Source organism: Martinezella multihospitum (assembly GCF_900094585.1).
In the GTDB taxonomy this organism is placed as follows: domain Bacteria; phylum Pseudomonadota; class Alphaproteobacteria; order Rhizobiales; family Rhizobiaceae; genus Rhizobium; species Rhizobium multihospitium.
Genome location: NZ_FMAG01000014.1, coordinates 48,121 through 72,567 on the forward strand (window position 1 = coordinate 48,121; position 24,447 = coordinate 72,567).

The window sequence follows — 24,447 nt, forward strand, 5'->3', positions numbered from 1 at the left end:
GGACGGAGGTACGGGGAGTTCATCCTCTTCACCACTCGACCTTCATCTTCTGGCCGCCTGAGGTCGGATAGTCTCTCGACGCGCCAAAGAAATCCGCCCGACGCCCCTGCGCGGCCCGGCTATCGGACAGGAAGAGCCAGATCCCTGTACTGCCGATGGTCAGAAGGGCCACAATCGCGACCAGGATCAGCTTCGTTCTCACCATTCCACCTTCATCTTCTCACCGCCTGACGTGGAGGGCGCCGTGGCGCTGAAGAACTGCTCGCGCCGTGCCTGGGCCAGATCCTTGTCGGTTTGCTCGGTTTGCAGCCAGGTCCCCATCATGGTCATCTGCTGGGAGACGAGGCCACGAAGTTTCTGCATCTGCGCGACCTGCTGCGCGGCGATCTCGTGGCCGACCTGCAGCGCCTTCATCTGGCCGTCGGCCGACTGGGACATTGATCGCAGCGAGGCCATCGTGTCCTCCTCGCTGTCGAACTGGTCGGCGGTCAGGCTTGCGGCCTTCAGCGTGCCGGCGATCGTGTCCCTGTTGGTGTCGGACCATGTCTGATAGCTGGACGAGAAGGTCCTGGCATCAGGCAGATTGGTTTTTAGGTCGGCATAGCTCTTGAAGCGCTGCTTCAGCACATCGTCGGCATTGCCCATGGAAAACGAAATGCTCTGGCCCTGGTCGACAACACTGCGAAGCCGGTTGAGATCGCCCTCGACCTGACCCCACATATGGTCTGGCAGCCGCGCGGTATTTTGCAGCATGTTTTCGTAGATCTTCAGCTGGTTTTGGATCTGCTCGGCGAGCTGGCTGATCTGTGTGATCTGGTTTTGAATTTGCTCGCCGGATTTGCCGACCAGAGCGATCAGCTCGCCGTTGTTGAGCACCTGCGTCCACTCGGTCGCGGCACCCGTGGCGGTGCCGGCATAGGCAGCGGAAGTCGCACCAACTGCAAAGGCAGCCGCCGTCAGGCCGGCCAGCACCTTAGTGGATGTCATTGAGCAGCGATGCGGCATCGTGAACTCCTCTGGATTGAAGCCATTGGATAGGCCAGTCGCGGCCATGTTCGGAGCTGAGCGCACGGATTTGCTTCAGATCCTCCTTGCCGGACGCTCCGACGAAGCCCAGCGCCACGGGGCCGAGCGACATATCGAACAGCCGTCGGCCCTCCGGGCTGACGACGTAATATTCGCGCTTGGGAATGGCGTTCGAGACGATCTCGATCTGGCGCTCGTTGAAACCGATCCGCTCATAGAAGTCTCGTGTTCCCGGTTCGCGGGCAGCGCCATTGGGCAGGCAGATCTTGGTCGGGCAGGATTCCTTCAGCACGTCGATGATACCGGAGCGTTCTGCATCGGAGATCGATTGCGTCGCCAGCACCACGGCGCAATTGGCCTTGCGCAGCACCTTCAGCCACTCGCGGATCTTGGCACGGAACACGGGATGACCGAGCATCAACCATGCTTCGTCGAGCAGAATGATGCTTGGCGACCCGTCGAGGCGCTTCTCGATGCGTCGGAACAGATAGGTGAGCACGGGAACCAGATTGCGTTCGCCCATGTTCATCAGCTGCTCGATCTCGAATGTCTGGAACGCACCAAGCAGGAGGCCATCTTCCTCGGCATCGAGAAGCTGCCCCATGGGGCCATCGACGGTATAGTGATGAAGGGCGTCCTTGATCTCGCGCATTTGCACGCCGCTCACAAAATCCGACAGGGATCGGCCAGGAGCTGCCGCCATCAGCGCGATCTGGCGAGAGATGGCGTTGCGATGATCGGGAGTGACGGTGATGCCCTGCAGGGCAACGAGCATCTCGATCCATTCGCTTGCCCAGGCGCGATCGCCGTCGGTGGAGAGATCCGAAAGCGGGCAGAATGCCAGACCTTTTCCAGGATATTCATTGTCCCCGCCGATCTCATAGTGATCGCCGCCCGCGGCAAGCGTGAGGGGTAGCAGCGAGTTACCCTTGTCGAAGGCAAAGATCTGGGCGCGATCGTATCGCCGAAACTGTGCCGCGATCAGCGCCAGCAAGGTCGACTTGCCCGACCCGGTCGGTCCGAAGACCAGGGTATGGCCGACGTCGTCGACATGCAGGTTCAGCCGGAACGGTGTCGAGCCGCTCGCGACCTGCATCAGCGGTGGTGAATTCGGAGGATAGAATGGGCAGGGCGCCGCCGGGTTACCCGACCATACCGAGTTCAATGGAATGAGATCGGCGAGATTGCTGGTATTGATCAACGGCTCCCGCACGTTGCAATACCAATTGCCCGGCAGGCTGCCGAGATAGGCGTCGGTCGCGTTGAGCGTTTCGATTCTGGCGCCAAAACCTTCCGCCTGTATCAAGCGCCGGATAGCCTCTGCCTTCTCCTGCAAGGCGTCCTGGGCCTCGTCGAAGAGGATGATGACCGGAGTATAGTAACCGTAGGCGACAAGCTGGGATGACGCCTGCGCGATCGCATCTTCCGTTTCCGCCACCATCGTCATCGCATCCTGATCGACGGATCGGCTTTGCGTCTGGAACAGCTGGTCGAAGAATGGCCGGACCTTCTGCTGCCACTTCTTGCGGGTCCGCTCGAGCTTTTGACGCGCCACTTCGGCATGGAGGAAGATGAAGCGCGATGACCAACGGTAGGTGAGCGGCATCAGGTCGAGGCTATCCAGGATACCGGGCCAGCTCTCGGCCGGAAGGCCGTCAATTGCCACGACGCCGAGGAAACGACTTTCGATCCGTGGGGTCAGGCCGTGTACGAGCTCGGCCGTCGCGATCCAGTCGAGATACATGGGGGTATCAGGTAATCGGATCGGATGGTTGTCGCCAGTGATGCAGAAGCGGATGAACTGCAGCAGTTCATCGTATCGCGCGACACGCTCCCCTCCCCTTTCCATCGTCTCACGCGTTTCCATACGCCGGATCGAAAGCGTGTTTGAAAGATATTGTTCGATCTCGCGGATGGCGTTCTTGAAGATGAAGAGCACCGTGTCGGCATAGGTCTTCTTGCGGCTCTCCTCGTCCGAATAGATGTACTTGCTGAGAGCGGTCTTTTTGGACTCCGCCGGCCGATGGGTCAGGATGAGTGCATGCTTGCTCTCGAAATGCCCGCGCTCGCGCTCGAAATGTGCTCGGCGCTCCACATCGATCGCACGAGTTACCGCATCGGGAAAATGGCATTGATCCCGCGAGGGATAATCGACCGTCGGAATGCGGACGGCCTCCACCTGGATCATCCAGCCGCTTCCGAGCCTCGACAAAATAATATTAATCTGACGCGAGAGGTCGTTGCGCTGGAGATCGGTGGCGCTTTCGGAATCCGGACCGGCAAAATACCAGCCGGCCATCAGGCTTCCGTCTTTCAGCAGCAGCACGCCATTGTCGATCAGGCCGGCATAGGGGACGAGATCTGCAAAGGATGGGCCTGTGGCCCGGAAACGCTTGAGAGCAACCATGCAAATCCCCTCAATATCGGCGCCAGGGCGAGGCGGTCGCCTTGTAATTAGACTTGTAGGAAATGTGCCTGATATAGACTTGCCGCATCAGCGGGTCCGACTTTGCCATCATCCTGAGCACACCAATGAAGACGATCCAGACGACGATTCCGAAGACTGCCGAGTAGATGGTGAGCACGATGAAGATGAGGATGACCGCCGCAAGCCCGGTGATCAGCACCAGTTCGCGGTCTGCGCCCATCAACAGGTTGGGACGCGACAGGGCACGATGGATGCGATTGCGCCGAAGGCCGGAAAGAGATTCTGCCATCAGCTCCCCTCCCCGAGGACAGTCTGCCCTTGAGCGATCGCCTGGTTATCTGGCAATCCGATCGACGCACCCGTCGCACCGAACAGCCCGACGATGGTGGTGGCGCCAAGCAGGATACCGGCGACAAGCACCACGTACATCAGTCGCCGCGCGAAATCGTTGAGCTCACCGCCGAAGATCAGCATGCCGCCGGCGATTGCGACGGCTGCAAGCGCGATATAGCCTGCGACCGGACCCGTAATGGATTGCTGGATCTGTTCGAGAGGGCCTTCCCATGGAAGGCTGCCGCCGGAGCTGGCAAGAGCCGGCGTGACCGTCGCTAGAATGACGGGCGCTGCGAGCAACCCGATGATGAAGGTTGCAGTTCTACGCGACATGGCGCGCCTCCTCTTCTTCCGTGAGCTCTCCGGATTCGATCTGATACTGGCCGTTGGCGTAGCGCTCGACCTCGATGATCTCCCGGACGCGGCGACCACGAGGCGTTCGCTCAATGGAAATGATCAAATCTACGGCTTCGCCGATCACGTCTTGCATCGGCTGCTGGCTGGCTTCGGCGGTCAACTGCTCGAGGCGCCGCAGGGCCGACATGGCCGTGTTGGAGTGGATGGTGGCGACACCGCCGGGATGACCGGTGTTCCAGGCCTTCAGCAATGTGAGCGCTGCGCCATCGCGGACCTCGCCCACGACAATTCGGTCGGGGCGTAGGCGCATGGTGCTTTTGAGCAGCCGCGCCATGTCGATTGTATCGCTGGTGTGCAGAAGGACGGCGTTTTCGGCCGCGCATTGGATTTCGGCAGTGTCCTCGAGAATGACAAGGCGGTCTTCCGGCGCAGACTTGACGATCTCGTCGATCACTGCGTTTGCAAGCGTCGTCTTGCCGGAGCCCGTTCCCCCGGAAATGATGATGTTCAGCCTGGCGGAAATCGCACTACGGATCGTCGAGGCCTGATAGTCCGTCATGATGCCGGAGCGGACGTAGTCCTCGAGCGGAATGAGACGGGAGGCACGGCGACGGATGGTGAATGCCGGGCGCGCGACCACCGGAGGCAGCAGCCCTTCGAATCGATGGCCGCCGATCGGGAGTTCGCCAGATATGATCGGTTGCTCCGTGTCGACTTCCGACTGAAGGGCGTGCGCGACCGTGCCAATGATCATCTCTGCCGAGGTGAGAGACAACTCGCCGGCGGCAGCGATGCCATGGCCGAGGCGCTCGATGAAAAGCCTTCCGTCCGGATTGAGCATGATCTCCACGACGGTCGGATCGTCCAGGGCCACGCAAAGCTGATCGCCTAGGGCTTCCTGAAGTTTGCGGACAAGCCGCGGATGGGAGCGAAGCTGGCTCATTTGGTTCCCCCGCTACGATACGCGACGGATGACCAAGCGCTGCAGGACTTTTGATCGCTGTCTGTGTTGTTGCGTGAGAAGTGTTGTTTCTCGCAGGCTAGAGATCGTGAAATTTGGGACAAAACGCATGCGGCTCTCCGTCGTTAAGAATCGGTGGGCAGCTGAGCATGGATCGGAGGCGGCGGGCAGTTGTAAGATTCGACAATGTTTTTGGTAAGTGAGTCGGGTGATATCCTAGGACGCTGCCGTTTGGTTGGCAGGGCGATGGGTAGCATTCATTGTCAGATTCACAGGTAAACAGAAAACGAACAGTCGCGCACGCGAAGAACCCTTAAGCTTCAGATTTAATTACAAAAAGCCTAAACACATAGGGTCCTTTTGTGGATCTTGAAAAGCACGCACTAAGGATCTGTTAACTTTAAACTCCTTGCTGATAACTGCGAATCGCAGATAATAACGGTTAGAGTGCCATTTCTGGCAAAAAATCGTTATCTGAGAGCATGTCGCCTATGAACGCTAATCTGGCTTCGACGCATCAAGTGGTCGCCGCAAATTTCGAGGATCAAATCCTTGAGCAGGGTGACCTGATTTCGAAGAAACTGCATTTGCTCAGCGTACAGAGGTTTCCTCCGAACGCAAAGAAGACGCTTAGGTCTTTTAGCTTGGCCGAAGTGGCAAATTATCTCGGGGTTTCGCAAAGTACGCTCAAGAAGCTTCACCTCGAAGGTAAAGGCCCCTCTCCGCAAACCTCAACGTCGGGCCGACGATCCTATACGGCGGAGCAGATGCTGGAAATGCGAGAGTACCTAGATCATCATGGGCGCTCGGAAAGCCGCATGTATGTACCGCATCGCCGTCCGGGCGAGAAGCTTCAAGTTATCGCTGTTGTGAACTTTAAAGGTGGTTCTGGAAAAACCACCACTGCGGCTCACCTTGCTCAATATCTCGCCTTGACTGGGCACCGCGTTTTGGCAGTCGACCTCGACCCGCAGGCTTCCCTGTCTTCATTGCACGGCTTCCAACCAGAACTTGATCAGGTTGCGTCGATTTACGATGCTATCCGGTACGACGGTGAGAGGAAGTCTCTTATCGACATTATACGGCCGACCAATTTTCCCGGACTAGATATCGTACCAGCGAATCTGGATCTGCAGGAATATGAATACGACACTCCGTTAGCGATGGCTGACAAGTCGTCTAATGACGGCAGGACCTTCTTCACACGCATCTCACGTGCATTGGCGCAAGTAGAAGACAAATACGATGTCGTTGTGATCGATTGTCCGCCTCAGCTTGGTTATTTGACGTTGACGGCACTGACGAGTGCGACAAGTGTGTTGATCACCATCCACCCTCAGATGCTTGATGTAATGTCCATGGGTCAGTTTTTGCTGATGCTTGGCGGCATCCTCAAGCCCATTCGCGCGGCGGGCGCGGAAGTCAATCTTTCATGGTACCGATACCTTATAACGCGTTACGAACCTACTGACGTGCCACAGGCGCAAATGGTCGGGTTTATGTCCAGCATGTTTCATGAGTTCATGATGAAAAATCAGATGCTGAAATCGACTGCGGTGTCTGATGCGGGAATCACGAAGCAAACCCTCTATGAGGTTGAGCGCTCGTCCATGAACAGAGGTACTTATGATCGTGCGCTTGAGTCGCTTGATGCTGTGAACAGCGAAATTGCGGATCTAATTCATCAATCCTGGGGACGTCGATTTGTCAGCTGACAAAAACGGCCTTTTCTAGAGAAATTACAATAGGCTAAGGTTAGTGGAGTTGAAAGAATGGCGCGGAAGAACCTCCTTGAGGGCCTAGCTGATCTTCAGGATGATCACGTTAATGTAGCTGCCTATCCAATGCGAGGAGCGGGAAAGTCACTGGTTCGCTCTCTCGATGAATTGGCTAAACAAGCCGACAAATATCTCGAGGGTGAAGTGGTTCTCGACATTGACCCGAGTCTTGTAGACGATTCTTTCGTTCAGGATCGCCTAGCTCAGGATAATGACGACTTTCGCGAGCTTGTAGAAGCAATTCGTTCTCGCGGTCAGGACACGCCTATACTTCTGCGCCCACACTCGACCGAGGAAGGCCGATATCAGGTCGTATTCGGCCATCGCCGACTGAGAGCAGCGCGTGAACTCGGGCGGACGGTGAAGGCCGTTGTAAAGTCAATTGATGATCGCACTCATGTTATCGCGCAAGGGCAGGAAAACTCCGCACGAGCAAACCTGACGTTCATTGAACGTGCTCTTTTTGCAAGTCGGCTTGAGGGGCTGGGGTATGATAGAGACGTAATTTCATCGGCTCTGGCGGCAAACGCTGCCGCTGTCTCGAAAATGCTCTCTGTTACCGAACGTATTCCATTAAATGTGGTTCACGCAATTGGCGACGCGCCGGGTATTGGCCGCGAACGTTGGGTAGAGCTTTCGTTGCTTGTAGGAAAATCTTCCAACAACGAGCGAGTACATGAGGCAATTAAAGAGGAGAGTTTCGGGCGCCTTGTTTCGGACGATCGCTTTCTTGCGCTCTATGGATCTCTGAATAAATCGGCTCGAGTAGTCAAAAAAGAAGCGCCGACGCGATCGCAAGCGAGATGGGAGCCGGAAGACAAGGGTGTCGTTGTCGACATCAAGGCCAGCGGCAAGGGTTTCGCTATTTCTATGAAAGCTAGAAACGCTACACGCTTCGGCGACTTTTTATCACGCAATTTGGATGCGCTGTATGCGCAATTCCTTGATGAGCTAACCAAAGGAGAATGATGTAAAAGAAAAAGGCCCCCAAACGGTCGCCCGTGGAAGCCTCTCTCCGAACTAAGCACTCTGAGAATCGCATTTCCACGAATCGTAGTCAAGAGTCTTTGGCATCGTTTTGGTGAGCAGATTTCTTTTGCCTTTTGAAAGGTGAAGAAAATGCAGAGTGGAAGTGTGACGACGCCCTTTGGGCGGCGGTCGATTTCACTTGCCCAGATCAGAGGGCAAATGAAGACGGCCGAAATCAAATCAGGCAAGACGGTCGAGAAATGGAAAGTGTTTCGCGATGCTTGCGAGGCGAGGGAAGTTCTCGGTATCCAGGACCGCGCATTGGCGGTTCTCGATGCGCTTCTGACATTCTATCCAGACAACGAGCTTTCAGCAGATCGTGGGCTCGTGGTCTTTCCGTCAAACGATCAGCTTTCCGTGCGAGCGCACGGGATCGCCGGGACGACTTTGCGCCGGCACCTCGCAGCGCTTGTCGAAGCGGGCCTCATCCAGCGCAAGGATAGTGCCAATGGTAAGCGTTATGCCCGCAAGGACGGATCTGGCGCGATCGAGGATGCCTTTGGCTTTAGCCTGGCTCCATTGCTGGCGCGTGCGGAAGAACTGGCGCATGCCGCGCAGCAGGTGGCCGCGGAACGCAAGCGCTTCCGCGTTGCGAAAGAAGCTCTGACAATCTGCCGGCGTGATGTCCGCAAGCTGATCACGGCTGCTATGGAAGAGGGTGCTCCTGGCGACTGGCGTCACATCGAGGCGCTGTTTATCGACCTTATTGCTCGGATTCCGCGTTCGCCGATCGTCTCGGATCTCACCTCGATCCTCGAAGAAATGGAATTGTTGCGCGAAGAGATCGTCAACCGACTGGAAATTCAGGAAAATTCCCAAAATATGGATAGCAATGCTATCCAAAATGGTTGTCACATACAGAATTCAAAACCCGAATCCATCCATGAACTTGAACCTAGCTCTGAAAAAGAGCAGGGCGAGAAGCCGGCGGAACAACCGAAACGAATGGTCGAACCGAGACAGCCGTTCCCATTGAGCATGGTGCTACGGGCTTGCCCCGAAATCGCGATGTACGGGCCGGGAGGAGCAATCAACCATTGGCGGGAGCTGATGAGTGCGGCGGTGGTGGTCCGGTCGACCCTCGGGGTCAGTCCTTCGGCCTATCAGGATGCCTGCGACGTGATGGGGCCGGAAAACGCGGCGACGGCGATCGCCTGTATTCTGGAGAGGGCAGGGCACATCAACTCGGCTGGCGGATATCTGCGCGATCTCACTCGGAAAGCGGCGCGCGGCGAATTCGGGCTTGGGCCGATGCTAATGGCACTGCTCAAAACGAATGCCGGCGGCGACAGGAAATCTGCGTAGCGGAGTGAGAAAGCTTTGGATGCCGAAAACCTGGAGCCTCAATGTTCGTTCGATTTTCCCGGGCATTGTCCGTTACGCGAAATGGGTGCGGTGCTCGTCCGTAAGGGTTTCCATGGTCTTTTCCTTCCCGTTGGCTCGTTCCAGCTCGGAGCGGCAGATTCACGTAACTGATGATTTGACTATTCGCCGTCAGCGTCAACGAGCCCGATTTTCTTCGCTCGATCGAGGAGGTTTTTGACGGAGGAGGGGGACCATTTTATGCCGCCGCGGGGCGTGCGTTCGTGAAGGCGCTCAAGTTGATTGGCGATTTCCCGAACGGTTATTTCAGTGTTGGACGAATACATACCCGCGATGAGGGTCATCAGCCGGTCTTCGGGCGGGCGAGGGGGAGACTTCTTGAGCAACGCCGGATCAGCAAGGTGCTCGACAACCAGCCACTTCACCGCCCGCTGGAGCCGTTTGGGTGTCCAGTCGATACCGCGCTGCTTCAGGACGCGAGCAATTTCGTCCCAGGTATGGTCTGGACGCATTCGGCGAACTGTCGGGAGCCACTTTTGGGCTTCGAGCTGGATGCGCTCTCCATATGCGGATTTCTGTGCAGCGGTCATCTTGACGAGCATTTCCGGGCGGCGCTCACGAATGCCAGGATTGCCCGGTAGCTTGCCCTTGGATTTAGCCGCCTTGATGCCCGCTTTCGTTCGTTCGGAGATCAGCGCCCGTTCGAGCTGGGCTACCGCGCCAAGGACTTGCAGCGAAAACATTCCCTGAGGCGTCGTGGTGTCGATTGGATCCCGCAGCGATCGGAAATGCGCCCCCTTTGCCGTCAGGTCCTCTATCACGGACAAGAGATGGCTGACAGAGCGCGCCAGACGGTCGAGACGGACAACGACGAGCGTCTCGCCTGCATTGATCTCGCGGATCAGCTTTGCCAGTGCCGGCCGGGTACGCGATGCACCAGAACCATACTCCTGTACGATAGCGTCGCAGCCGGCCGAGCGCAGCTCGATTTCCTGGGCTTCCGTTGCCTGCTCCTCCGTTGAGACGCGAGCATAGCCGATCAACCTGCTTTGTTTTGATTTGTTCATGCAAACGGCCCTGCAATTTTTCGCCAGGATGACATGTCGATGCTGGCGACATGAAGCAGAATCATGTCGATAAAATCGTCAAATATCGACATATTCTTCAACCGAAAGAGATTTATCTGTTATGCGCACCGATCCAATGCGCCAGGGCCTACTTGCGGACAAGCGAGGTGACTTGGGTGCGCTCACTGTGTCCAATCTTCTACGCGCAGGCCCTCGATCCCCTCAAATTCTTTGATATTGTTTGTAATAACCGTGAGTTCACGAGCCTTGGCCTGTCCGGCGATCAATAGGTCATAGGGACCGATCGGCGTGCCCTTGGCGTTAAGGGTTGCCCGAATCTCTCCAGCGACGAAGGCGTCACGCTGGTCAAAATCAAGAACCGGAAAGTCGGCGAGCAGCAGACGCAGGGTTTCGAGATTATGTTGAACCTTCGCGCTTTTGTGAGCTCCGAAGTAAAGCTCGTAGACGACGATCGAGGAGAGGGCGATACTGCCCTGTCTGCTGTCAAGGATACGCTTGACCAGTAGATCCGATCCGCGGCCAATCAATGCGATCACAGCATTGGTATCGAGAACATGCGAAATCACGAAAACACCGCGTCAAGGTCCGGCCGATCTTGTTGCTCAGGCTCTTGGCGGCCGTCCGCCATGAAATCGTCACTTAAGCCGCGGGCCAACGCCGCCTTCAGCGACATCCACGTTTCTTTGGTTTCGATATGCGGGCGAAGGATCAATGCATCGCCTTCCTGCGTGATTTCCACGCGCTCGACATTGAAGCGGAATTCTTTCGGCAGGCGAACGGCCTGCGAATTGCCGGCCTGAAAAACTCGGGTGAGATGAGGCATAGTTGCTTCCTCCAAGTATACACACGAATGTATATACAGAGCCATTGCGTTGGCTTCAAGATGAGAACATGAAGATTTGTGGGCAGCGAAGCGCGTGAATAGGCTGGTTACAACCAGGGTCTGCTATTTTAGCGGCTTACTCGCTGATTTTTTAACTTACACAGAAGGCCGTGGAACGCGATTTTGGGTCTTGGATGACTTGTGCGTCGTCAGAACACCAATGCGTCCGTATGGCCCTTTACGGAGGAAAGGGCGGATGTGCGTGATTTTTTGGGGAAACCGTCTTCCGAGAGCCATCGATATTCGGAATTTGAGCAGCTGGTAAGAGGTTTGTTCAAATGCACAAGACGAAGATAAACGATCCTTTGTAGGCGTTTCTAGAGGCATCTTCTCATAGTCACATTGCCCATAGATGCCTCAAATCAAGAGTTTTCTGCCGAGGGAGGCTCTTTGATAGTGGCCTTTGCTCAATCAGGTGGCCGGAAAATTGCGTAAGCCGTACAGCGATAATTGAGGCGATGGCGGAGTTCTGACAATTTATCTGTCATGAAATCAAAGAAGCACGGCAGAAAGCCTGACACACCGCAGTCAAAGCATTTGTTGCAACAGCTTGCTCGGACTCCTGACAAGCTGTCCCAAAAGGCGTTTTACAACCAGTATGGCGCTCTGTGCTTTCGCCGCAAGAATGGCGGCAGCGAGATCGAAGTCCTTGTGATCACCTCGCGCGACAGCGGGCGGTGGATCGTTCCGAAGGGGTGGCCGATGAGAGGCAAAGAGCCTCACGAAGCGGCAGCGACAGAAGCATGGGAGGAGGCCGGCGTTCGGGGCAGGGTGAGAAAGATGCCGATCGGGCGCTATACCTACATGAAAAATCTCGAGGGTGGCGAAGTCGTCCCATGCGTGGTCGAAATGTTTCAGGTAGAGGTTCGAGAGATCGAAACCCAGTTCAAGGAACGGGGGCAGCGTATACTTGAATGGGTTAGTCCTGATGAGGCGGCTCGGCGCGTGGGCGAGATCGAGCTGAAATCCTTGCTCGTCAATTTCAAGCCTTGGGAATAGAAAGATGCGAGTGAAAATTCGAGATTCGCGCTGAGGTGGTGTCTACCGGGTTCGTGCGCCGCCGATCGCCGATCTCACTTTGATCCGGGCGGCGACCCTTGGGGGCATTCTCGATCTAAGAGGACGGAAACTCAGAGGAAATGATGTTGCGATCAGTGCTTTTTGATGTCGATGGCGTCCTCATTCATGGCTACACAGAGCAGTTGCATCGCCGCAGGCGCTGGGATAAGCATTTGCTGGCTGATCTTGGCATCGACTCCACCGCATTCACCGAACTCTTCATCAAGCAGGTGTTTGAAAAGGAAGTTCTGACCGGTCGGAAGGCGCTGATTTCAGCTCTCGAAGAAACCCTTCCGCGCTTGGGTTTCCACGGCTCGCCATTTGTCGTCGCAAGCTACTGGCTCAATCGGGACAGCAACATCAACATGCAATTGTTGGAACTTGTCCGCCGGATTCGGCGGGCAGGACTGGTCCGCCTGTATGTCGCGACTAATCAGGAACACATGCGGGCCTTCCATCTCTGGAATCGCCATGGCTTTGAAAACCTGTTCGACGACATGTTTCATGCGGCAAGGTTTGGCGAGTTGAAACCGGGTCGCGGATTTTTTGCCCGTGCTTCGGACCTTCTTGGCCCCCAGTCTGAGCCGCCACTTTTCTTCGATGACTCCGAGGCGGTGGTGGAGGCCGCTAACGCGTTCGGTTGGGAGGGGGTTCTATATCAAGATGTAAGCGACTGTGCCCGTCACCCTTGGATAGTCGAGCTGCTGTCGCAAAGCGAGTGAATATTAAAAGCTCAGTGCTCGGCTTTGAAATCTCCGTGCTAGTGACGCTCGATTAAAGCGGAAACTCTAGGCTCACATCGAAGCAAAGCTCGAGAAACCCCTCCGGCGCGTTGGTGATCCAAGTAGTACCTGCCGTAGATCCAGCTCGTATGCGATACGAGCTCTCTCATGCTGCTTCCACGAGCCCACGAAACACTGCGTTGCCTGGATGGTGCGCGTCAGCGAATAACTCCTGGTGCCATTGCAGGCCAATCGCGAACGAGTTGGAAACGACTTCGACGGCCTCGATGATACCATCTTCAGCGTAGGCGCTTGCAAGAACGGCTGGTGATAATTGCGCAACCGCTTCACGATGATAGGAGTTCACCTCGATACGACGCTCACCAATGATCGTTGCCAGGCGGGATTCCGGGACGATCTCAACCGGATGAAGGTGATCTCGTTTGTCGTGTTCATTGGCATTCGGAAAGGACGCGCGTAGATCGGGCGTGAGCAGACAGCCGTTCAGGCAAGCGAGCATCTGCATGCCAGCACATATGCCGAGGATCGGTTTGTCCCTCTCGAGAAAGCCCTCGATGATTGCCCTTTCGACTTCGAGACGTTCCGATGGCGGGGCTTTGGACATCTCACCGGCGATGTACCAATCATCGGGATAAGCAAACCGGCCACCGACGCAGACCAGGCCATCGAACTCGTTCAAAACGATGTCGACGATCTCAGGAAGATATGGAATGCCAAAGGGAAGACCTCCCGCTTTGCTCACTCCGCGGAAATAGCCCTTTGCCGCTTCGTAACGGGTTCCGCCCGTGCTGGTGTTCTCATCGAGGATGATGGCGATGCGGGGCTGGTGCATGGGATCGGGTTCTGCCTTAGTCGTTTTGATACTGTTTTTGAGCACGCTTCGGATCAAGACAGCATAGTTGCCGATTCATGGCGCGATTGACGAGCGATATCGACATGAAAATTGACATTCGTCCGGTGGATCTTGAAATTCGAGCGCACTTCTCGGAGATTTTGGAGGAGGCCAGTGCGTGGCAAAAGGCGCGTGGGTCGGAGGGCTGGAATTATCCCTTCGATGACGCGTGGATGCTGCCTCGGATCGAGCGCCGCGAGTTGTTCCTTGCCTATATGGGCGGCCAACCGGTCGCCGCGTTTCGAATCCTGTTAGAGGATCGTCCGTATTGGGGTGAGAAAGAAACCGGCGACAGCATCTATCTGCACACCTTCGCGGTTTGCCGGAACAAGGCCGGAAATGGAATTGGCAAAACCGTCATCGAAAAAATTGCCGGCATGGGACGAGAACGCGGCTTAGCGAATATCAGACTGGATTGCTCACTCTCCAGCTCAAAGCTAATTGCCTATTACGAGAAGAACGGCTTTGCTTCCGTCGGAACCACGTTCATGAACGGGAAAATGATGAACCTGATGGAGCGTCCGCTACAGGGCAACCTTCCGAGCGGCTTGTAGCAGGGACCAGGTCGCTCATTAATGGATAAATTTGAAGAAGCGCTCGATGCGTATTGCCGATGGCCATTCCCAGAATTTCAGCGCCGAGGTGCTTGTATCGCTTGGATCGGAGCCTATCGAGAAAAATATAGCCTGAGCCTTGCCAACGAAATTCTCAAACGGCACAGGCCCGATGATGCGGGAATCGTCGGAATTGTCCCGGTTATCGCCCATCATGAAATATTGACCCGGGGGAACGACGAATTCCGGTGTATTGTCATATTCACCTGTGTCGCCATCAACCTCGATCACGAGGTGTCTGACGCCATTTGGCAGCGTCTCGACATAACGTGGCGCTGCAAAAATTCGGCCCGATCCATCTTTAACCGGGAATGTGCCGTCAGCTTCGCGCGGCACGATGACGCCATTGATGAACAGGCGCCCGCTTCTCATCTGAATGTGATCCCCCGGGAGACCGATCACTCGCTTGATGAAATCGGTGGAATGGTCGGACGGCAGCTTGAATACAGCAACATCGCCTCGGTTGGGTGTGGCGGCCCAGAAGCGTCCGGCCGGCAGGAAATCAGAGATAAAGGGCACGGAAAAGCGTGACCAGCCGTAGCTGAATTTCGACACCATCACGTAGTCACCAACAAATAGTGTAGGGATCAGCGAACCGGATGGGATGGTGAAGGGCTGGAACAAAACGCTGCGGATAATGAGCGCGATCATCAGGGACTGCAAGATAATCTTGATCGATTCACCAACGCTCCAGTCTCTTGAGGACTTCTTGCCGGAGCCGGTGTTTGACCGGTCACTGCGTCGGTTTGATGTGATCATCGGTCTTCGTTCCTTCTCTGCCGCCTCGAAATGTTCGGCAAGAGCAGGATGCGTGTCCAAGAAAAGTGCCGCAAATCCAAAAAAAGTGTATCTAGCGGGCTGCATGTTCTGTCGCTAGATTCTCGAGATCGCCAGTCTAGGAGCCTACCGTGACACCGATGCAGGGCTTGGGCAGATTTTCCGATGCGTGGTCCAAGATCGCCACCGAATTGCTCCGTGAAAATCCATGGGACTTCACGAAAAAGGCTGGCCCCTCAGGGCCAAGCCGCGTGATCGGCGATATTGAGGTTGGTGCCACCTTCGCAGGACTGGCTTTCATCGCGGCAGAGCAACTAGATGGGCGCATCGACCGCACTGAAATCTGGAAGGAATGGGCGGAAGCTGAGCTGGAGGCTCATGGCTTATCTCTGCAAGAACTGAAACGTCTGGACAAGGAGAAGGGCCTTACCACTCACAACAACACGGCGAAGCGCATTAAAAAGGAGCTCGACGTTGCCTTGGAAGCGTTCGTACACTTCGGGCTCTTCGAGAAGGGACCCCACAATACCTACGTTCTCACGGTTTCCGGCCGTGCTCGTCTAGCAGAACTCAACAAGGACTGAAGGAGCACCCCAATGGGAAAATTGACTTTGACCTATCTTGCTGTCGTGCTCGCTGTATTTGCCGCACAGGCCGCGTTGCCGACTGAAACTGCGAACGCAGTGCCCGCCAGTTGGATCGCTAAGGTCGTGAGTGAGAGGGAGACCGTTCCAAAACTGCCCGCGGTGGTATCGCCAAGTAAGTAGTCGGTCGTTTTCACCATGCTTAGGTTCGCGGAACATTCCGCGAAGGAAGCTTTGGCATCCTTCAGTGCCAACGGGTTAGAATAGACAACGAGGTCAGCCCGGGGCCCCGATCATCGCGGTGGCGGTAGTCTGGTTCCGGGCCGAGCGGAGGATCAATCTTCTGATCTCAGTTTGGCGCCAGGAGGCTGCAGGCCACTCACCTCAACAAATAGGATGTGCGCACTTCCCTGTTCGTAGTGAATCAAGCCCGCTTCAGTCGTGTTGACCATGATTCCGGAAGACAGGGTGCCGCCGCCTATCATCTCAGCGCCCGGGCTGTCCCCGCCGCCATAGCCGGCCACGAAGGCGCGATTGTCGAAATCGCAGACGACGATCCCTGCCATGCCATCCACCTTAACGTGATCGCCCACCATTATCGTCTGGCCGGTTGAATACCGCATCTGCTCATCCCGGACTGATTTCCAAACTAACTTAGCAGTCTTGCAGCCCGTCCGCTCTTCCTTTCGGCATTGTTATAATAGCTCGCCGCCTGCGTCACCGACTTATGCAGGGACTGCTGCATGGCCTCCTGCAGCGGGATGCCGCGATTGGCGGCTTCCGTCAGATAGCCCGATCGCAGCCCATGCGCCGAGAATGCCTCTGGATCGAGCCCCGCTTGGCTGCAACGCGTCTTCAGGATCAGATTGACCGACTGCGGCGTCAGCGCCCGCCGGTCGATATTGCCCCATTGGTCGATGCGCCGGAACACCGGTCCGGTGTCGATCCTGGCTTCTTCGATCCATTGTTTCAGGGCGTCGACCGGCCGGCCGATCAGGATGACATGCGCGCGGTCGTCGGCCGTCGTCGTCTTGGTGCGGCCGAGACTGATCGTCAGGCACGACAGGAGAGGGGAGGCGGCATTCCTCGGATCGGCATGCACCGGCTCCTCGTCGACCAGATCCTCGACCCGGAGGGAGGCGACTTCGGAGCGCCGGCGGCCGCCGGAAGCAAAGGCGGTCAGCAGTAGGGCGCGATCGCGGAGATCGGCAAGCCGCTCGCCGCCGCAAGTGGCCAGCAACTTTGCCAACACATCGCCGGTGACGGCCTTTTTGCTCTTACGGCGGCGTTGCCGCGGCGTGGCGCGCACGGCCAGGCGCAATGCGGTTTTCAGGGATGGCATTGAGAATGCTCCGGTCAGCCCACGCCAGCGCGTCAGGATCGACCAGGAGGTCAGCCGCCGGCGCACCGTGTCGGGCGCATGCGGACCATCGGCACGCAGCAGGCCCTTGGCGCGCAATCCCGCCTCGACCTCGGCCGGCATGCCGTGGGACGAATCCTCGGCACGTTTGACCGGATCCCAGAGATGGTGGGCGACGAATTTGAGGAGCAGGCTTTCCGGCGCCGGCCAGGGCAGGGGTGTGTCGGTGGAAAACTCGCACCAGGCCTCGAGGTAACCGAGATCGGAGGCAAGCGCCCGCAGCGTGTTGGCGCCCATGCCCTCCTTGGCCAGATGTTTCAAGGTGGCGACGTCCTCGTCCGTCAGCAGGATCGCCAGCTGATCGCGGCGGGCGAAGGGCAGGATGGCGTCGAGCGCATCGAGTTCCTCGGCACGCTGCAGCACCGGATCGGCGGGGGAGGGGAGAGTTTTAGGCTTCGGCATAGCTGGCTCTGGCGCTGTGATTTGCCCCGACTTTATCGTGTCGCTCTTCTTAATTCCAAGGACTGCATGTCTTTGTTATGGAACAATAGTAGCTCATCCTAATCCAGCGGAATCGGTCAGGATCAGTGGAATTTTAGCCTGATTTGTAGCTCTAGGTAGGAGTGCGCATGGACGGCCGCAAACCGGACAAACTGAACGCGGCTTCCGTCTGGCGCAGCGGAGCGGCGCCTGTTCATTGAGAATTTGCAGAACTCTCCGACTCCTGTTCCTGTCGAAGGGCTTCACGTATGATCTCAGCCATTACGTCGATGATTTCGATCCGGGTATCTTCGGCGACGCGCTCTGGGTGGAAAGCTTCATTGAATTCTGCTCCACGGTCCCCGTACTCGGCAATGATGCCGCGAGCGGCTCGGACCGCCCAGTCACCGTAATCGGGTACGAGCAGATCGTCTTCGCTGGCGGGACGATGTGCGTCGAATGGAACGTTATCGCCGTGTTGTAGCATCCACTGTGCGTATTGCCGCAAAGATGGGCCACCGTTCCATTTTGGCCATGCCTGTCGTGACATTCAGGTTCTCCCGATGCATCCGTGGTAACCAAATACTGTGCTAAATTTGGTCCGGCAATTCTAGGCGCGTGTTATTTCACTCAATCAGACAGAATTTTCCACCGATCCAAAATGAAAAAGCCGCAAAAGGCTTGGATTTGCGGCTTTTCCGCCGATCCTCGATGACTGACATAACGGTTTTGCGGCCTGAAATCCATCACTATCGATACTTGATACTTATCGATAGTCATCGACACAGAAAAACACCGTCTGAGCAACGGAAGTAATGGCCGATTTCGCTTTAACAATGCAAAATAATATCGTTAATTCATATAGTTAATGAGAAGGACGGGCAGAAACTTCGCCGATAAAAGGGTACGTGGAGCAGAATGGGTGGCGGATGGGTTTGCCAAGAAGGGGCAAATCATGATTCCTTCCCGTCATGAAGAAGAGCCTGCCGTCGGTTGAGCATGTTGAGACGCTGTCGCTGGTGGCGATGCGCCGGCTCGTCGGCGGGCTTGTAGAAGAACTCCACACGATGAAGGCCGAGGTCGCAACGCTGCGGTTGGAGAATGCGGCTCTAAGAGAAGATAATGCCCAGCTACATCTGGATAATGATCGGCTGAAGATCGAGAACCAGCAACTGCGTGACGAGATCGCGCGGCTGAAGAAACTGCCGCCGCGGCCACCGTTTCGACCCTCGGGCATGGATAAGGCGACTGAACCAGGCAGCGGTGGTCGCGCGACTGGCAAATCGCCCCGTGGCCCCAAGCGGGACAAGAACCGGATCACGCGCATCGTGACGCTAAGGGCCGAAGCACCTGAAGGCTCCCGGTTCAAGGGCTACAAGAGCTTCTTCGTTCGCGACCTGGTGCTGATCGCAGAGCTTGTGCATTATCGGCGCGAACGCTGGCGAACGCCAGAAGGCAAGATGATCACCGCGCCTTTGCCGGATGGTGTTGCAAACGGCTTTGGTCGTAATCTGCGCCGGCTTTGCCTGGCGTTATCCGCGCAAGGACAGGTCACGACACCACGATTAGCCGCAATTCTGGGCGACGTCGGCGTCGAGATTTCGAAGCGACAGATCATCCGCTTGCTCACCACCGACCTTAAGCCGTTCGTCGCCGAAGACAGTGCGGTTCTGCATGCCGGTCTTGTGTCGGCTCCATTCGTCACCGTCGACGATACTGGTGCCCGGCACAACAGACGCAACGCCTTCACCACGCAAATCGGCGGCGACCGCTTTACTGTCTTTCGCACCAGCCTGTCGAAATCGCGGCTTAACTTTCTGTCGATCCTGCGATCGGGTCATCAGGGCTATGTCATCAATGATGAGGCGATGAGTTGGCTTAAGACACAGGGCGCCGATCACGCAATCATTGCAAAGCTCGAGACGCATGCTCCCGTTGTCTTCGTGGATCAGGTGGCTTTCCTCGAGCACCTAGCCGGTAAGGAGATCGATATTTTCGATCGCCAGCTCGTACGCCTTCTTGCGGAGGCGACCATCTGGGGCGCCATTCGACACCATGGCCTGTTGGGCAAAACCACGATTGTCTCTGACGATGCCGGCCAGTTCCGTGTCGGCAATCACGCCCTGTGCTGGATTCATGCGGAGCGACTGCTGCAGAAACTGATGCCGGCAAAGCCGAAGGAGGTGCGGTCCGTCACGCTGATCCGTGATCTTGTCTGGCGCTTCTATAAAGCGCTCAAGTTTTGGAAACAGCAGCCGTCACCGCATGCTGCTCAAGGGTTTCAACGCAGATTCGACAGGATTTTCACCTTACGGACCGGCTACAATGAACTCGATAGGCTGCTGGTACGCCTCCATCGGCGCAAGCGGGAACTGCTCAAGGTGCTGGAGCATCCAGATATTCCGCTGCATACCAATGCGTCGGAAAATGATTTGCGGAGCTTCGTCACCAGGCGCAAGATCTCCGGTGGAACCATTAGCCTCGACGGCCGCATTGCACGCGACACCATGCTCGGGCTGATGAAGACCTGCCAGAAGCTCGGCATCTCATTTTATCACTATCTCGGCGATCGTCTTGGACTGGAGACTAGCGCATCAAAAATACCCTCACTGACTGAGCTGGTAGGTGCGCCTGCCTGACGGCGATTTGAGGACACCAACCCGCCGCGTTGATCCGATATTCAAAGTAATAGTTCGAACAACAGTTCGTTGTCCTTCTGACCAGCCGCGTCCCATCCAGCGGCCCGATAAAATCGCTCGGCTCGCGTGTTCGGATCTGTAGTAAGCCACGCACGGCGGATGCCTGCGGACTTTAAATCGGCACACACTTCAGCAAGCAAGGCCGTGCCAATCCCTTCTCCCTCGTAACCAGGAGCGACAAAAAGAGCCCAGATGTTGCCATCGCGAGGGTCGGCGGCAGAAAAGCCGACAACTTCTCCCTGCTCCTCCCACACGATCACGCCGGGATTTGCCACAAACCATTCATAGTGACTGTCGACAACCTTTGAGGGATCGCTCAGAACATTTTCAACAACAGCAGACCGGATAGCTTTAAGTGCCGGGATGTCTCTCATGCTGGCTTTCCGTAGCATTGCATCCTCCAACCTCAATTACGCAGCGGGCGCTTAAAGAATGCACACCTGGCAAGTCACTGCAATGACCACAATTGGTGAACAGCAGCAAAGCTGTGCTTGATGACGTTCGGCACCACGCTCCGAAAATTCGGCGGCGCCACCCATTCTGCTCCACGTACTAAAAGGGGCTGATTTTCTGGCACTGCTGGTTTGGTGGGCAATTGTGCCGTTGATGCTCTTCTACCATACTTGGCTGTGGAGCATAAACGCGATCAGCGACGGGAGGGGCACGGTGGAAGTGGATGAGATCGATATCGACAGCCTAGATGAAGCGGCGCTGATCTCGCTGCACGACCGCATCGTCGGGCGTTTGCAGCTGTTGGATCTGGAGAAGACGGTGCGAGCGCTGCGGCAAATCAAGATCGGCGGTCGCGTGATATTCGAAGGGCCGGACAATACGCTGGTCAGCGGAATTGTCGTCCGTCGTAATCGCAAGACGTTGAGCATTCAAGTCGACGACCGCACGCAATGGAATATTTCGCCGCATCTGATCCGGATAACGCAGGAGGACGTGCGTGAACAAGTCGAGCGGGAGACGCCATTTTTGTCGTTGAACGACGAAGATTATGCTGCATGGATCCGGGCCAATCGCCGGGCGCCGGCAAGCTGACCTCATCGGGTTAATCTGGGTTCAGCCACGCATGAGGATGGCCCTGGGCAGCGGCGGAATGATCTGGCAAGCAATACCGAGCCGGTCGCCGAGGTAATGGTAAAGGAAAGCTCGAGCTTCTTGCAGATCTTCATCAGGCCGAGCATGGTGTCGCGCGCAATGCGGCCGTCACTAGACATCGTTCCGCCGGGATTTTTCGCTCGGTGACGAAGGTCCGCAGGTCTTTCTCCGATGGTTTGGTATGCGACGGGATGTCGGGATATTCCAGCACCTTAAGCAATTCGTCTTTTCGGCGGTGCAGCCGTACCAGAGGCGCGTCGAGCCCATCATAAGCCGGTGCGCATGGTAAAGATCTTGTCGAACCGTCGTCGGAAATGCGCTCCGCAATGACAGAACCCAAGATAAAGTTGTGAATGATTTATTTGTCGCTCGCGCAATATCGCTTTTCCACAGCCGACGAGGCGAAGGTCGCGTTAAGCTGACATAAGGTCTTGGGAGAGTTTGTAACGGCAGAAGATCGCTTTGCGGTTCACAATCTCGATCAACTCGCAGGCAATTCACCGAAACTCTTTAATTGAGAAGTCACTAGTTACCCTTAGAGCGTTGGGATGATTTTCAAGCCTTTCAGTAACTGGTTCCCGCAGGCCACCGCCAAGCCTTCTTCTTCGCGCGATTCTGATATCGGTTCCGATGTTCCGATCCGTACAGCATCGCAGGATCTCTTGCGTCGGAGCACGTTCGCCAAACGGATCGCCGACGTACTCAGTCAGCTCAATCTCGACGAGGGCAGGGTATTTGCCATTCGCGGAGCATGGGGAACAGGCAAATCTTCTTTGAAAAACCTTGTCATCGAGCAGCTGGCTGCGCGAGAGTCTGGTGCTCGCTGGATGGATTTCAATCCATGGCAATGGGGCGACGGAGACGCTATATCTAAGGCTCTCTTTCAGCAAATAGCCGACGAACTTGGCGGGCCGCTGTCGACGGAGGCTGGAAAGCGTGCCTCGATCTTCCGAAGGTACGGCGCGATTCTCACGGGCTCAGGGCCTTCGATTAAGAAAATGGGGGCCGACCAAACTTCAATATCGCTTCTCCTCGCGAATGCTTCGGTAATTGCAATCGCAGCGTCGCTCGGTTTGGAGCTACCCTCCGCTGCTAAGATTGCTGGTGTCTTGGCAATTGCTAGCATCGTTGTTCCGATCATCGGACACATCATTGCCTACGTCGGCAAAGACAGATGGTCTGAGTCACTAGATAAAATTCGCACTGCGCTCGAAAATAGCTTGCGAAATTTGAAGCGACCGCTGGTAGTTTTCGTCGATGATATCGACCGCTTGGAACCGGACCAAATCCGGGTTTTGATTCGTCAAATTAAGGTAAACGCCAATCTCCCCAATATTGTCTTTGTGCTCCTCTTTCAGCCCAGTATCGTTGAAAGCGCATTGGACCCAATCGCAAATAGCCAGGGACGAGACTTCCTGAAGAAGATTGTTCAAGCCAACTTTGACCTTCCCGCACTATCGAAATCGTCTGTTCACGAGATACTCACTGCCGAGCTCAGCCGGATTGCGTCCCCGCATGCGACATCAAAGAACGGCTTTGAGCAGGTTAGATGGGGCAATGCCCTTCTCGGAACGATCCTGCCCTTCGTTGAAAACCTGCGGGATGCCCGGCGGTTCTTGTCATCAGTGGCAATTCACTTGCCGCTGCATGTCGGGAAGAATGAGCTTGAGGTCAATATCATTGACTTCCTGGTGTTGAATGCAGTTCAGGTTTTCGAACCTGATTTGTACGCGGCTCTCTCCCAACAGCAGGAATTGCTATTTCAGTCCGGCCGCTTCCGGGGCGATCGGGAAGACGATGCCCATCGAACTCAGCTTACCGCGTTGGTCAACAAAGCAAGTGAAGCCAATCGATCGACGGTCGAAGCCGCGTTCAAGCTTCTCTTCCCCAAAACAGAATGGGCGTTCGGCGGAAGGCGTCTTGGTGACACTTGGCACAAGAGCTGGTCAGACGCCAAGCGTGTCTGTAGCGAAAGATTTTTCGCGCGGTACTTTGAACTGCAGCTCGGGACTGACGAGATATCGGAAAATGAGTTCGTGGATATCCTGGCCGCGTCGACAGATGCTGGACTATTGCAAGACGCGCTCGAGAGTGTCGAACAACGTGGACTCTCGGCCTCTCTTGCAGGTCGGTTGGATGATGGAGTTGAGCAGCTGCCCGTTGAGAACGCAAGCGTCCTGCTTCCGGCGATGTTTGCGTTTGCTCAGAAATTCGTCGCCGAACGTGGAGATCCGTTCAGTTCGCCGTGGGTGAAAGCATGGCGCGCTATAAGTTGGTACATTGATAGGATTCCCCGGGAAATACGAGGGTCTGAAACTCTCAACGCGCTGCAAGTAACTGGTGCCTTGTCAGTCGCGGCGGTAATAATTCACCTCAACGATCCCGAAGATCAGGAAGAAGGCTCTCAGTCCGATCCGAAACTAGATCAGAACATGGTTAGGCTGTTGAAGGAGGAATGGCTCCGCCAAATTGTCAACCAGTCGGCCGATGTAGAAACCTTCTTACTTGAGCCTGATCTAGTGTCTCTCCTTTATCGCTGGCGCGACTATACTGGCGGCATGGATGCTCCGAGATCTTGGGTTGAGATCGCAATCGAAACTGACGAAGGCTTCGCACAGCTGCTCGCGCGGTTAATGTCGATTGGAATAACTCATTCTGCGGGGGACTTGGTCTCGTCGCAAGTCGAGCAGTTTGATCACAATACACTCGATCAATTTATCGGGTTAGACGAGGTGAAACGGAGGTTGCCTCTCGTCACTCGCGAGCGACTGACGACCGAGCAGCGGCATGCGTTACAGGTGTTGACGAGTTCGCTCGAGCCTGGTGAGCGACGGAGGGGCCGGACACCTTAAAATGCGTCCAAAGCAAAATTATCCATGAGAAACGGAAGCGACGGTGGAAGAGGTTTTCAGGTGGTCGAAACTCCGGT

Annotated in this window: 25 protein-coding genes and 1 pseudogene; 11 read left to right on the plus strand and 15 right to left on the minus strand. The window is 56.0% G+C overall.

Annotated elements, in window-relative coordinates; genetic code table 11:
- Positions 1-28: 28 nt before the first annotated feature.
- Genes trbK through trbB form a run of 6 tightly spaced genes read right to left on the minus strand, consistent with a single transcriptional unit; the run spans position 29 to position 5,087 of the window.
- Entirely contained in the window at positions 29-205 is a 177-nt protein-coding gene (trbK, locus tag GA0061103_RS32770; protein WP_092719803.1) for an entry exclusion protein TrbK, read from the minus strand.
- Positions 199-1,005, minus strand: coding sequence for a P-type conjugative transfer protein TrbJ (gene trbJ, locus GA0061103_RS32775; protein WP_092719806.1), 807 nt, complete (start codon positions 1,003-1,005; stop codon positions 199-201). The genes trbK and trbJ overlap by 7 nt, the downstream gene beginning before the upstream one ends.
- Positions 974-3,433: a conjugal transfer protein TrbE gene (locus GA0061103_RS32780; protein WP_092719808.1), complete on the minus strand. Its 2,460-nt coding sequence runs from the start codon at positions 3,431-3,433 to the stop codon at positions 974-976. The genes trbJ and GA0061103_RS32780 overlap by 32 nt, the downstream gene beginning before the upstream one ends.
- Positions 3,434-3,443: 10 nt before the next feature.
- Positions 3,444-3,743: a conjugal transfer protein TrbD gene (locus GA0061103_RS32785; protein WP_092719810.1), complete on the minus strand. Its 300-nt coding sequence runs from the start codon at positions 3,741-3,743 to the stop codon at positions 3,444-3,446.
- A complete protein-coding gene (locus GA0061103_RS32790) occupies positions 3,743-4,120 on the minus strand; it encodes a TrbC/VirB2 family protein (RefSeq protein ID WP_092719813.1) in 378 nt (125 codons plus the stop codon). Before GA0061103_RS32790 ends, GA0061103_RS32785 begins: the two co-directional genes overlap by 1 nt.
- A complete protein-coding gene (trbB, locus tag GA0061103_RS32795) occupies positions 4,110-5,087 on the minus strand; it encodes a P-type conjugative transfer ATPase TrbB (protein ID WP_092719815.1) in 978 nt (325 codons plus the stop codon). The genes GA0061103_RS32790 and trbB overlap by 11 nt, the downstream gene beginning before the upstream one ends.
- A 509-nt stretch (positions 5,088-5,596) precedes the next feature.
- Here trbB and repA point away from each other — a divergent pair.
- The 3 genes from repA to repC all read left to right on the plus strand — a co-directional run bounded on the left by repA (position 5,597) and on the right by repC (position 9,217).
- Positions 5,597-6,820 (plus strand): plasmid partitioning protein RepA, encoded by a 1,224-nt coding sequence (gene repA / locus GA0061103_RS32800; protein ID WP_092719818.1) that lies wholly within the window; start codon positions 5,597-5,599, stop codon positions 6,818-6,820.
- A gap of 57 nt (positions 6,821-6,877) precedes the next feature.
- Positions 6,878-7,852 carry a plasmid partitioning protein RepB gene (gene repB, locus GA0061103_RS32805; protein WP_092719820.1) on the plus strand — a complete coding sequence of 325 codons (975 nt, stop codon included), beginning with the start codon at positions 6,878-6,880 and terminating at the stop codon, positions 7,850-7,852.
- A 150-nt stretch (positions 7,853-8,002) separates the two neighbouring features.
- Positions 8,003-9,217 carry a plasmid replication protein RepC gene (gene repC, locus GA0061103_RS32810; RefSeq protein ID WP_092719823.1) on the plus strand — a complete coding sequence of 405 codons (1,215 nt, stop codon included), beginning with the start codon at positions 8,003-8,005 and terminating at the stop codon, positions 9,215-9,217.
- Between the two features lie 179 nt (positions 9,218-9,396).
- Here repC and GA0061103_RS32815 read toward each other — a convergent pair whose 3' ends face one another.
- The 3 genes from GA0061103_RS32815 to GA0061103_RS32825 all read right to left on the minus strand — a co-directional run bounded on the left by GA0061103_RS32815 (position 9,397) and on the right by GA0061103_RS32825 (position 11,146).
- On the minus strand, positions 9,397-10,302 hold the full coding sequence (locus GA0061103_RS32815) for a recombinase family protein (protein WP_092719825.1): 906 nt from the start codon (positions 10,300-10,302) through the stop codon (positions 9,397-9,399).
- 182 nt (positions 10,303-10,484) lie between these two features.
- Positions 10,485-10,889 (minus strand): type II toxin-antitoxin system VapC family toxin, encoded by a 405-nt coding sequence (locus GA0061103_RS32820; protein WP_092719827.1) that lies wholly within the window; start codon positions 10,887-10,889, stop codon positions 10,485-10,487.
- Positions 10,886-11,146, minus strand: a complete 261-nt coding sequence (locus GA0061103_RS32825) for an antitoxin (RefSeq protein WP_092719829.1) — start codon at positions 11,144-11,146, stop codon at positions 10,886-10,888. Before GA0061103_RS32825 ends, GA0061103_RS32820 begins: the two co-directional genes overlap by 4 nt.
- A 546-nt stretch (positions 11,147-11,692) precedes the next feature.
- Here GA0061103_RS32825 and GA0061103_RS32830 point away from each other — a divergent pair.
- Complete coding sequence (locus tag GA0061103_RS32830) at positions 11,693-12,205, plus strand: NUDIX hydrolase (protein WP_092719831.1); 513 nt, start codon at positions 11,693-11,695, stop codon at positions 12,203-12,205.
- A gap of 140 nt (positions 12,206-12,345) precedes the next feature.
- Positions 12,346-12,987, plus strand: a complete 642-nt coding sequence (locus GA0061103_RS32835) for an HAD-IA family hydrolase (RefSeq protein ID WP_092719834.1) — start codon at positions 12,346-12,348, stop codon at positions 12,985-12,987.
- Positions 12,988-13,153: 166 nt separating this feature from the next.
- On the opposite strand, the gene GA0061103_RS32840 is transcribed toward GA0061103_RS32835, so the two are convergent.
- Positions 13,154-13,840 carry a gamma-glutamyl-gamma-aminobutyrate hydrolase family protein gene (locus GA0061103_RS32840; RefSeq protein ID WP_092719836.1) on the minus strand — a complete coding sequence of 229 codons (687 nt, stop codon included), beginning with the start codon at positions 13,838-13,840 and terminating at the stop codon, positions 13,154-13,156.
- Between the two features lie 104 nt (positions 13,841-13,944).
- On the opposite strand from GA0061103_RS32840, the gene GA0061103_RS32845 reads away from it, so the two are divergent.
- Complete coding sequence (locus GA0061103_RS32845) at positions 13,945-14,454, plus strand: GNAT family N-acetyltransferase (protein WP_167376687.1); 510 nt, start codon at positions 13,945-13,947, stop codon at positions 14,452-14,454.
- An 18-nt stretch (positions 14,455-14,472) separates the two neighbouring features.
- Here GA0061103_RS32845 and lepB read toward each other — a convergent pair whose 3' ends face one another.
- A complete protein-coding gene (gene lepB / locus GA0061103_RS32850; RefSeq protein WP_245304946.1) occupies positions 14,473-15,333 on the minus strand; it encodes a signal peptidase I in 861 nt (286 codons plus the stop codon).
- Positions 15,334-15,422: 89 nt separating this feature from the next.
- Here lepB and GA0061103_RS32855 point away from each other — a divergent pair, with 89 nt between their 5' ends.
- Positions 15,423-15,875, plus strand: coding sequence for a hypothetical protein (locus GA0061103_RS32855; RefSeq protein WP_141694501.1), 453 nt, complete (start codon positions 15,423-15,425; stop codon positions 15,873-15,875).
- Between the two features lie 335 nt (positions 15,876-16,210).
- Here the strand turns inward: GA0061103_RS32855 and GA0061103_RS32860 are convergent, their stop codons facing one another.
- Positions 16,211-16,498, minus strand: coding sequence for a hypothetical protein (locus GA0061103_RS32860; protein ID WP_092719843.1), 288 nt, complete (start codon positions 16,496-16,498; stop codon positions 16,211-16,213).
- Between the two features lie 26 nt (positions 16,499-16,524).
- A complete protein-coding gene (locus GA0061103_RS32865) occupies positions 16,525-17,697 on the minus strand; it encodes a site-specific integrase (RefSeq protein WP_092719845.1) in 1,173 nt (390 codons plus the stop codon).
- Positions 17,698-17,932: 235 nt separating this feature from the next.
- Here GA0061103_RS32865 and GA0061103_RS32870 point away from each other — a divergent pair, with 235 nt between their 5' ends.
- Positions 17,933-18,199, plus strand: a complete 267-nt coding sequence (locus GA0061103_RS32870; RefSeq protein ID WP_092719847.1) for a hypothetical protein — start codon at positions 17,933-17,935, stop codon at positions 18,197-18,199.
- Positions 18,200-18,686: 487 nt separating this feature from the next.
- On the plus strand, positions 18,687-20,354 hold the full coding sequence (locus GA0061103_RS32875) for an IS66 family transposase (RefSeq protein WP_092719849.1): 1,668 nt from the start codon (positions 18,687-18,689) through the stop codon (positions 20,352-20,354).
- A gap of 41 nt (positions 20,355-20,395) precedes the next feature.
- Here the strand turns inward: GA0061103_RS32875 and GA0061103_RS32880 are convergent, their stop codons facing one another.
- The gene (locus tag GA0061103_RS32880; protein ID WP_245304947.1) at positions 20,396-20,788 is read right to left on the minus strand and encodes a GNAT family N-acetyltransferase; all 393 of its coding nucleotides are present in this window, start codon (positions 20,786-20,788) and stop codon (positions 20,396-20,398) included.
- A 292-nt stretch (positions 20,789-21,080) separates the two neighbouring features.
- Between GA0061103_RS32880 and GA0061103_RS32885 the strand changes: the two genes are divergently transcribed.
- On the plus strand, positions 21,081-21,458 hold the full coding sequence (locus tag GA0061103_RS32885; RefSeq protein WP_208603603.1) for a hypothetical protein: 378 nt from the start codon (positions 21,081-21,083) through the stop codon (positions 21,456-21,458).
- 21 nt (positions 21,459-21,479) lie between these two features.
- Here the strand turns inward: GA0061103_RS32885 and GA0061103_RS35705 are convergent.
- Positions 21,480-21,832, minus strand: a pseudogene (locus GA0061103_RS35705) (IS66 family transposase); the annotation flags it as partial.
- 234 nt (positions 21,833-22,066) lie between these two features.
- On the opposite strand from GA0061103_RS35705, the gene GA0061103_RS32895 reads away from it, so the two are divergent.
- Positions 22,067-24,370, plus strand: a complete 2,304-nt coding sequence (locus GA0061103_RS32895) for a KAP family P-loop NTPase fold protein (RefSeq protein ID WP_092719853.1) — start codon at positions 22,067-22,069, stop codon at positions 24,368-24,370.
- Positions 24,371-24,447 lie beyond the last annotated feature (77 nt).

Bases quoted from the DNA above. Each gene is read 5' to 3' on its own strand.
- trbK (WP_092719803.1), bottom strand. From the start codon at position 205: ATGGTGAGAACGAAGCTGATCCTGGTCGCGATTGTGGCCCTTCTGACC.
- trbJ (WP_092719806.1), bottom strand. From the start codon at position 1,005: ATGCCGCATCGCTGCTCAATGACATCCACTAAGGTGCTGGCCGGCCTG.
- GA0061103_RS32780 (WP_092719808.1), bottom strand. From the start codon at position 3,433: ATGGTTGCTCTCAAGCGTTTCCGGGCCACAGGCCCATCCTTTGCAGAT.
- GA0061103_RS32785 (WP_092719810.1), bottom strand. From the start codon at position 3,743: ATGGCAGAATCTCTTTCCGGCCTTCGGCGCAATCGCATCCATCGTGCC.
- GA0061103_RS32790 (WP_092719813.1), bottom strand. From the start codon at position 4,120: ATGTCGCGTAGAACTGCAACCTTCATCATCGGGTTGCTCGCAGCGCCC.
- trbB (WP_092719815.1), bottom strand. From the start codon at position 5,087: ATGAGCCAGCTTCGCTCCCATCCGCGGCTTGTCCGCAAACTTCAGGAA.
- repA (WP_092719818.1), top strand. From the start codon at position 5,597: ATGAACGCTAATCTGGCTTCGACGCATCAAGTGGTCGCCGCAAATTTC.
- repB (WP_092719820.1), top strand. From the start codon at position 6,878: ATGGCGCGGAAGAACCTCCTTGAGGGCCTAGCTGATCTTCAGGATGAT.
- repC (WP_092719823.1), top strand. From the start codon at position 8,003: ATGCAGAGTGGAAGTGTGACGACGCCCTTTGGGCGGCGGTCGATTTCA.
- GA0061103_RS32815 (WP_092719825.1), bottom strand. From the start codon at position 10,302: ATGAACAAATCAAAACAAAGCAGGTTGATCGGCTATGCTCGCGTCTCA.
- GA0061103_RS32825 (WP_092719829.1), bottom strand. From the start codon at position 11,146: ATGCCTCATCTCACCCGAGTTTTTCAGGCCGGCAATTCGCAGGCCGTT.
- GA0061103_RS32830 (WP_092719831.1), top strand. From the start codon at position 11,693: ATGAAATCAAAGAAGCACGGCAGAAAGCCTGACACACCGCAGTCAAAG.
- GA0061103_RS32835 (WP_092719834.1), top strand. From the start codon at position 12,346: ATGATGTTGCGATCAGTGCTTTTTGATGTCGATGGCGTCCTCATTCAT.
- GA0061103_RS32840 (WP_092719836.1), bottom strand. From the start codon at position 13,840: ATGCACCAGCCCCGCATCGCCATCATCCTCGATGAGAACACCAGCACG.
- GA0061103_RS32845 (WP_167376687.1), top strand. From the start codon at position 13,945: ATGAAAATTGACATTCGTCCGGTGGATCTTGAAATTCGAGCGCACTTC.
- GA0061103_RS32860 (WP_092719843.1), bottom strand. From the start codon at position 16,498: ATGCGGTATTCAACCGGCCAGACGATAATGGTGGGCGATCACGTTAAG.
- GA0061103_RS32865 (WP_092719845.1), bottom strand. From the start codon at position 17,697: ATGCCGAAGCCTAAAACTCTCCCCTCCCCCGCCGATCCGGTGCTGCAG.
- GA0061103_RS32875 (WP_092719849.1), top strand. From the start codon at position 18,687: ATGAAGAAGAGCCTGCCGTCGGTTGAGCATGTTGAGACGCTGTCGCTG.
- GA0061103_RS32880 (WP_245304947.1), bottom strand. From the start codon at position 20,788: ATGAGAGACATCCCGGCACTTAAAGCTATCCGGTCTGCTGTTGTTGAA.
- GA0061103_RS32895 (WP_092719853.1), top strand. From the start codon at position 22,067: ATGATTTTCAAGCCTTTCAGTAACTGGTTCCCGCAGGCCACCGCCAAG.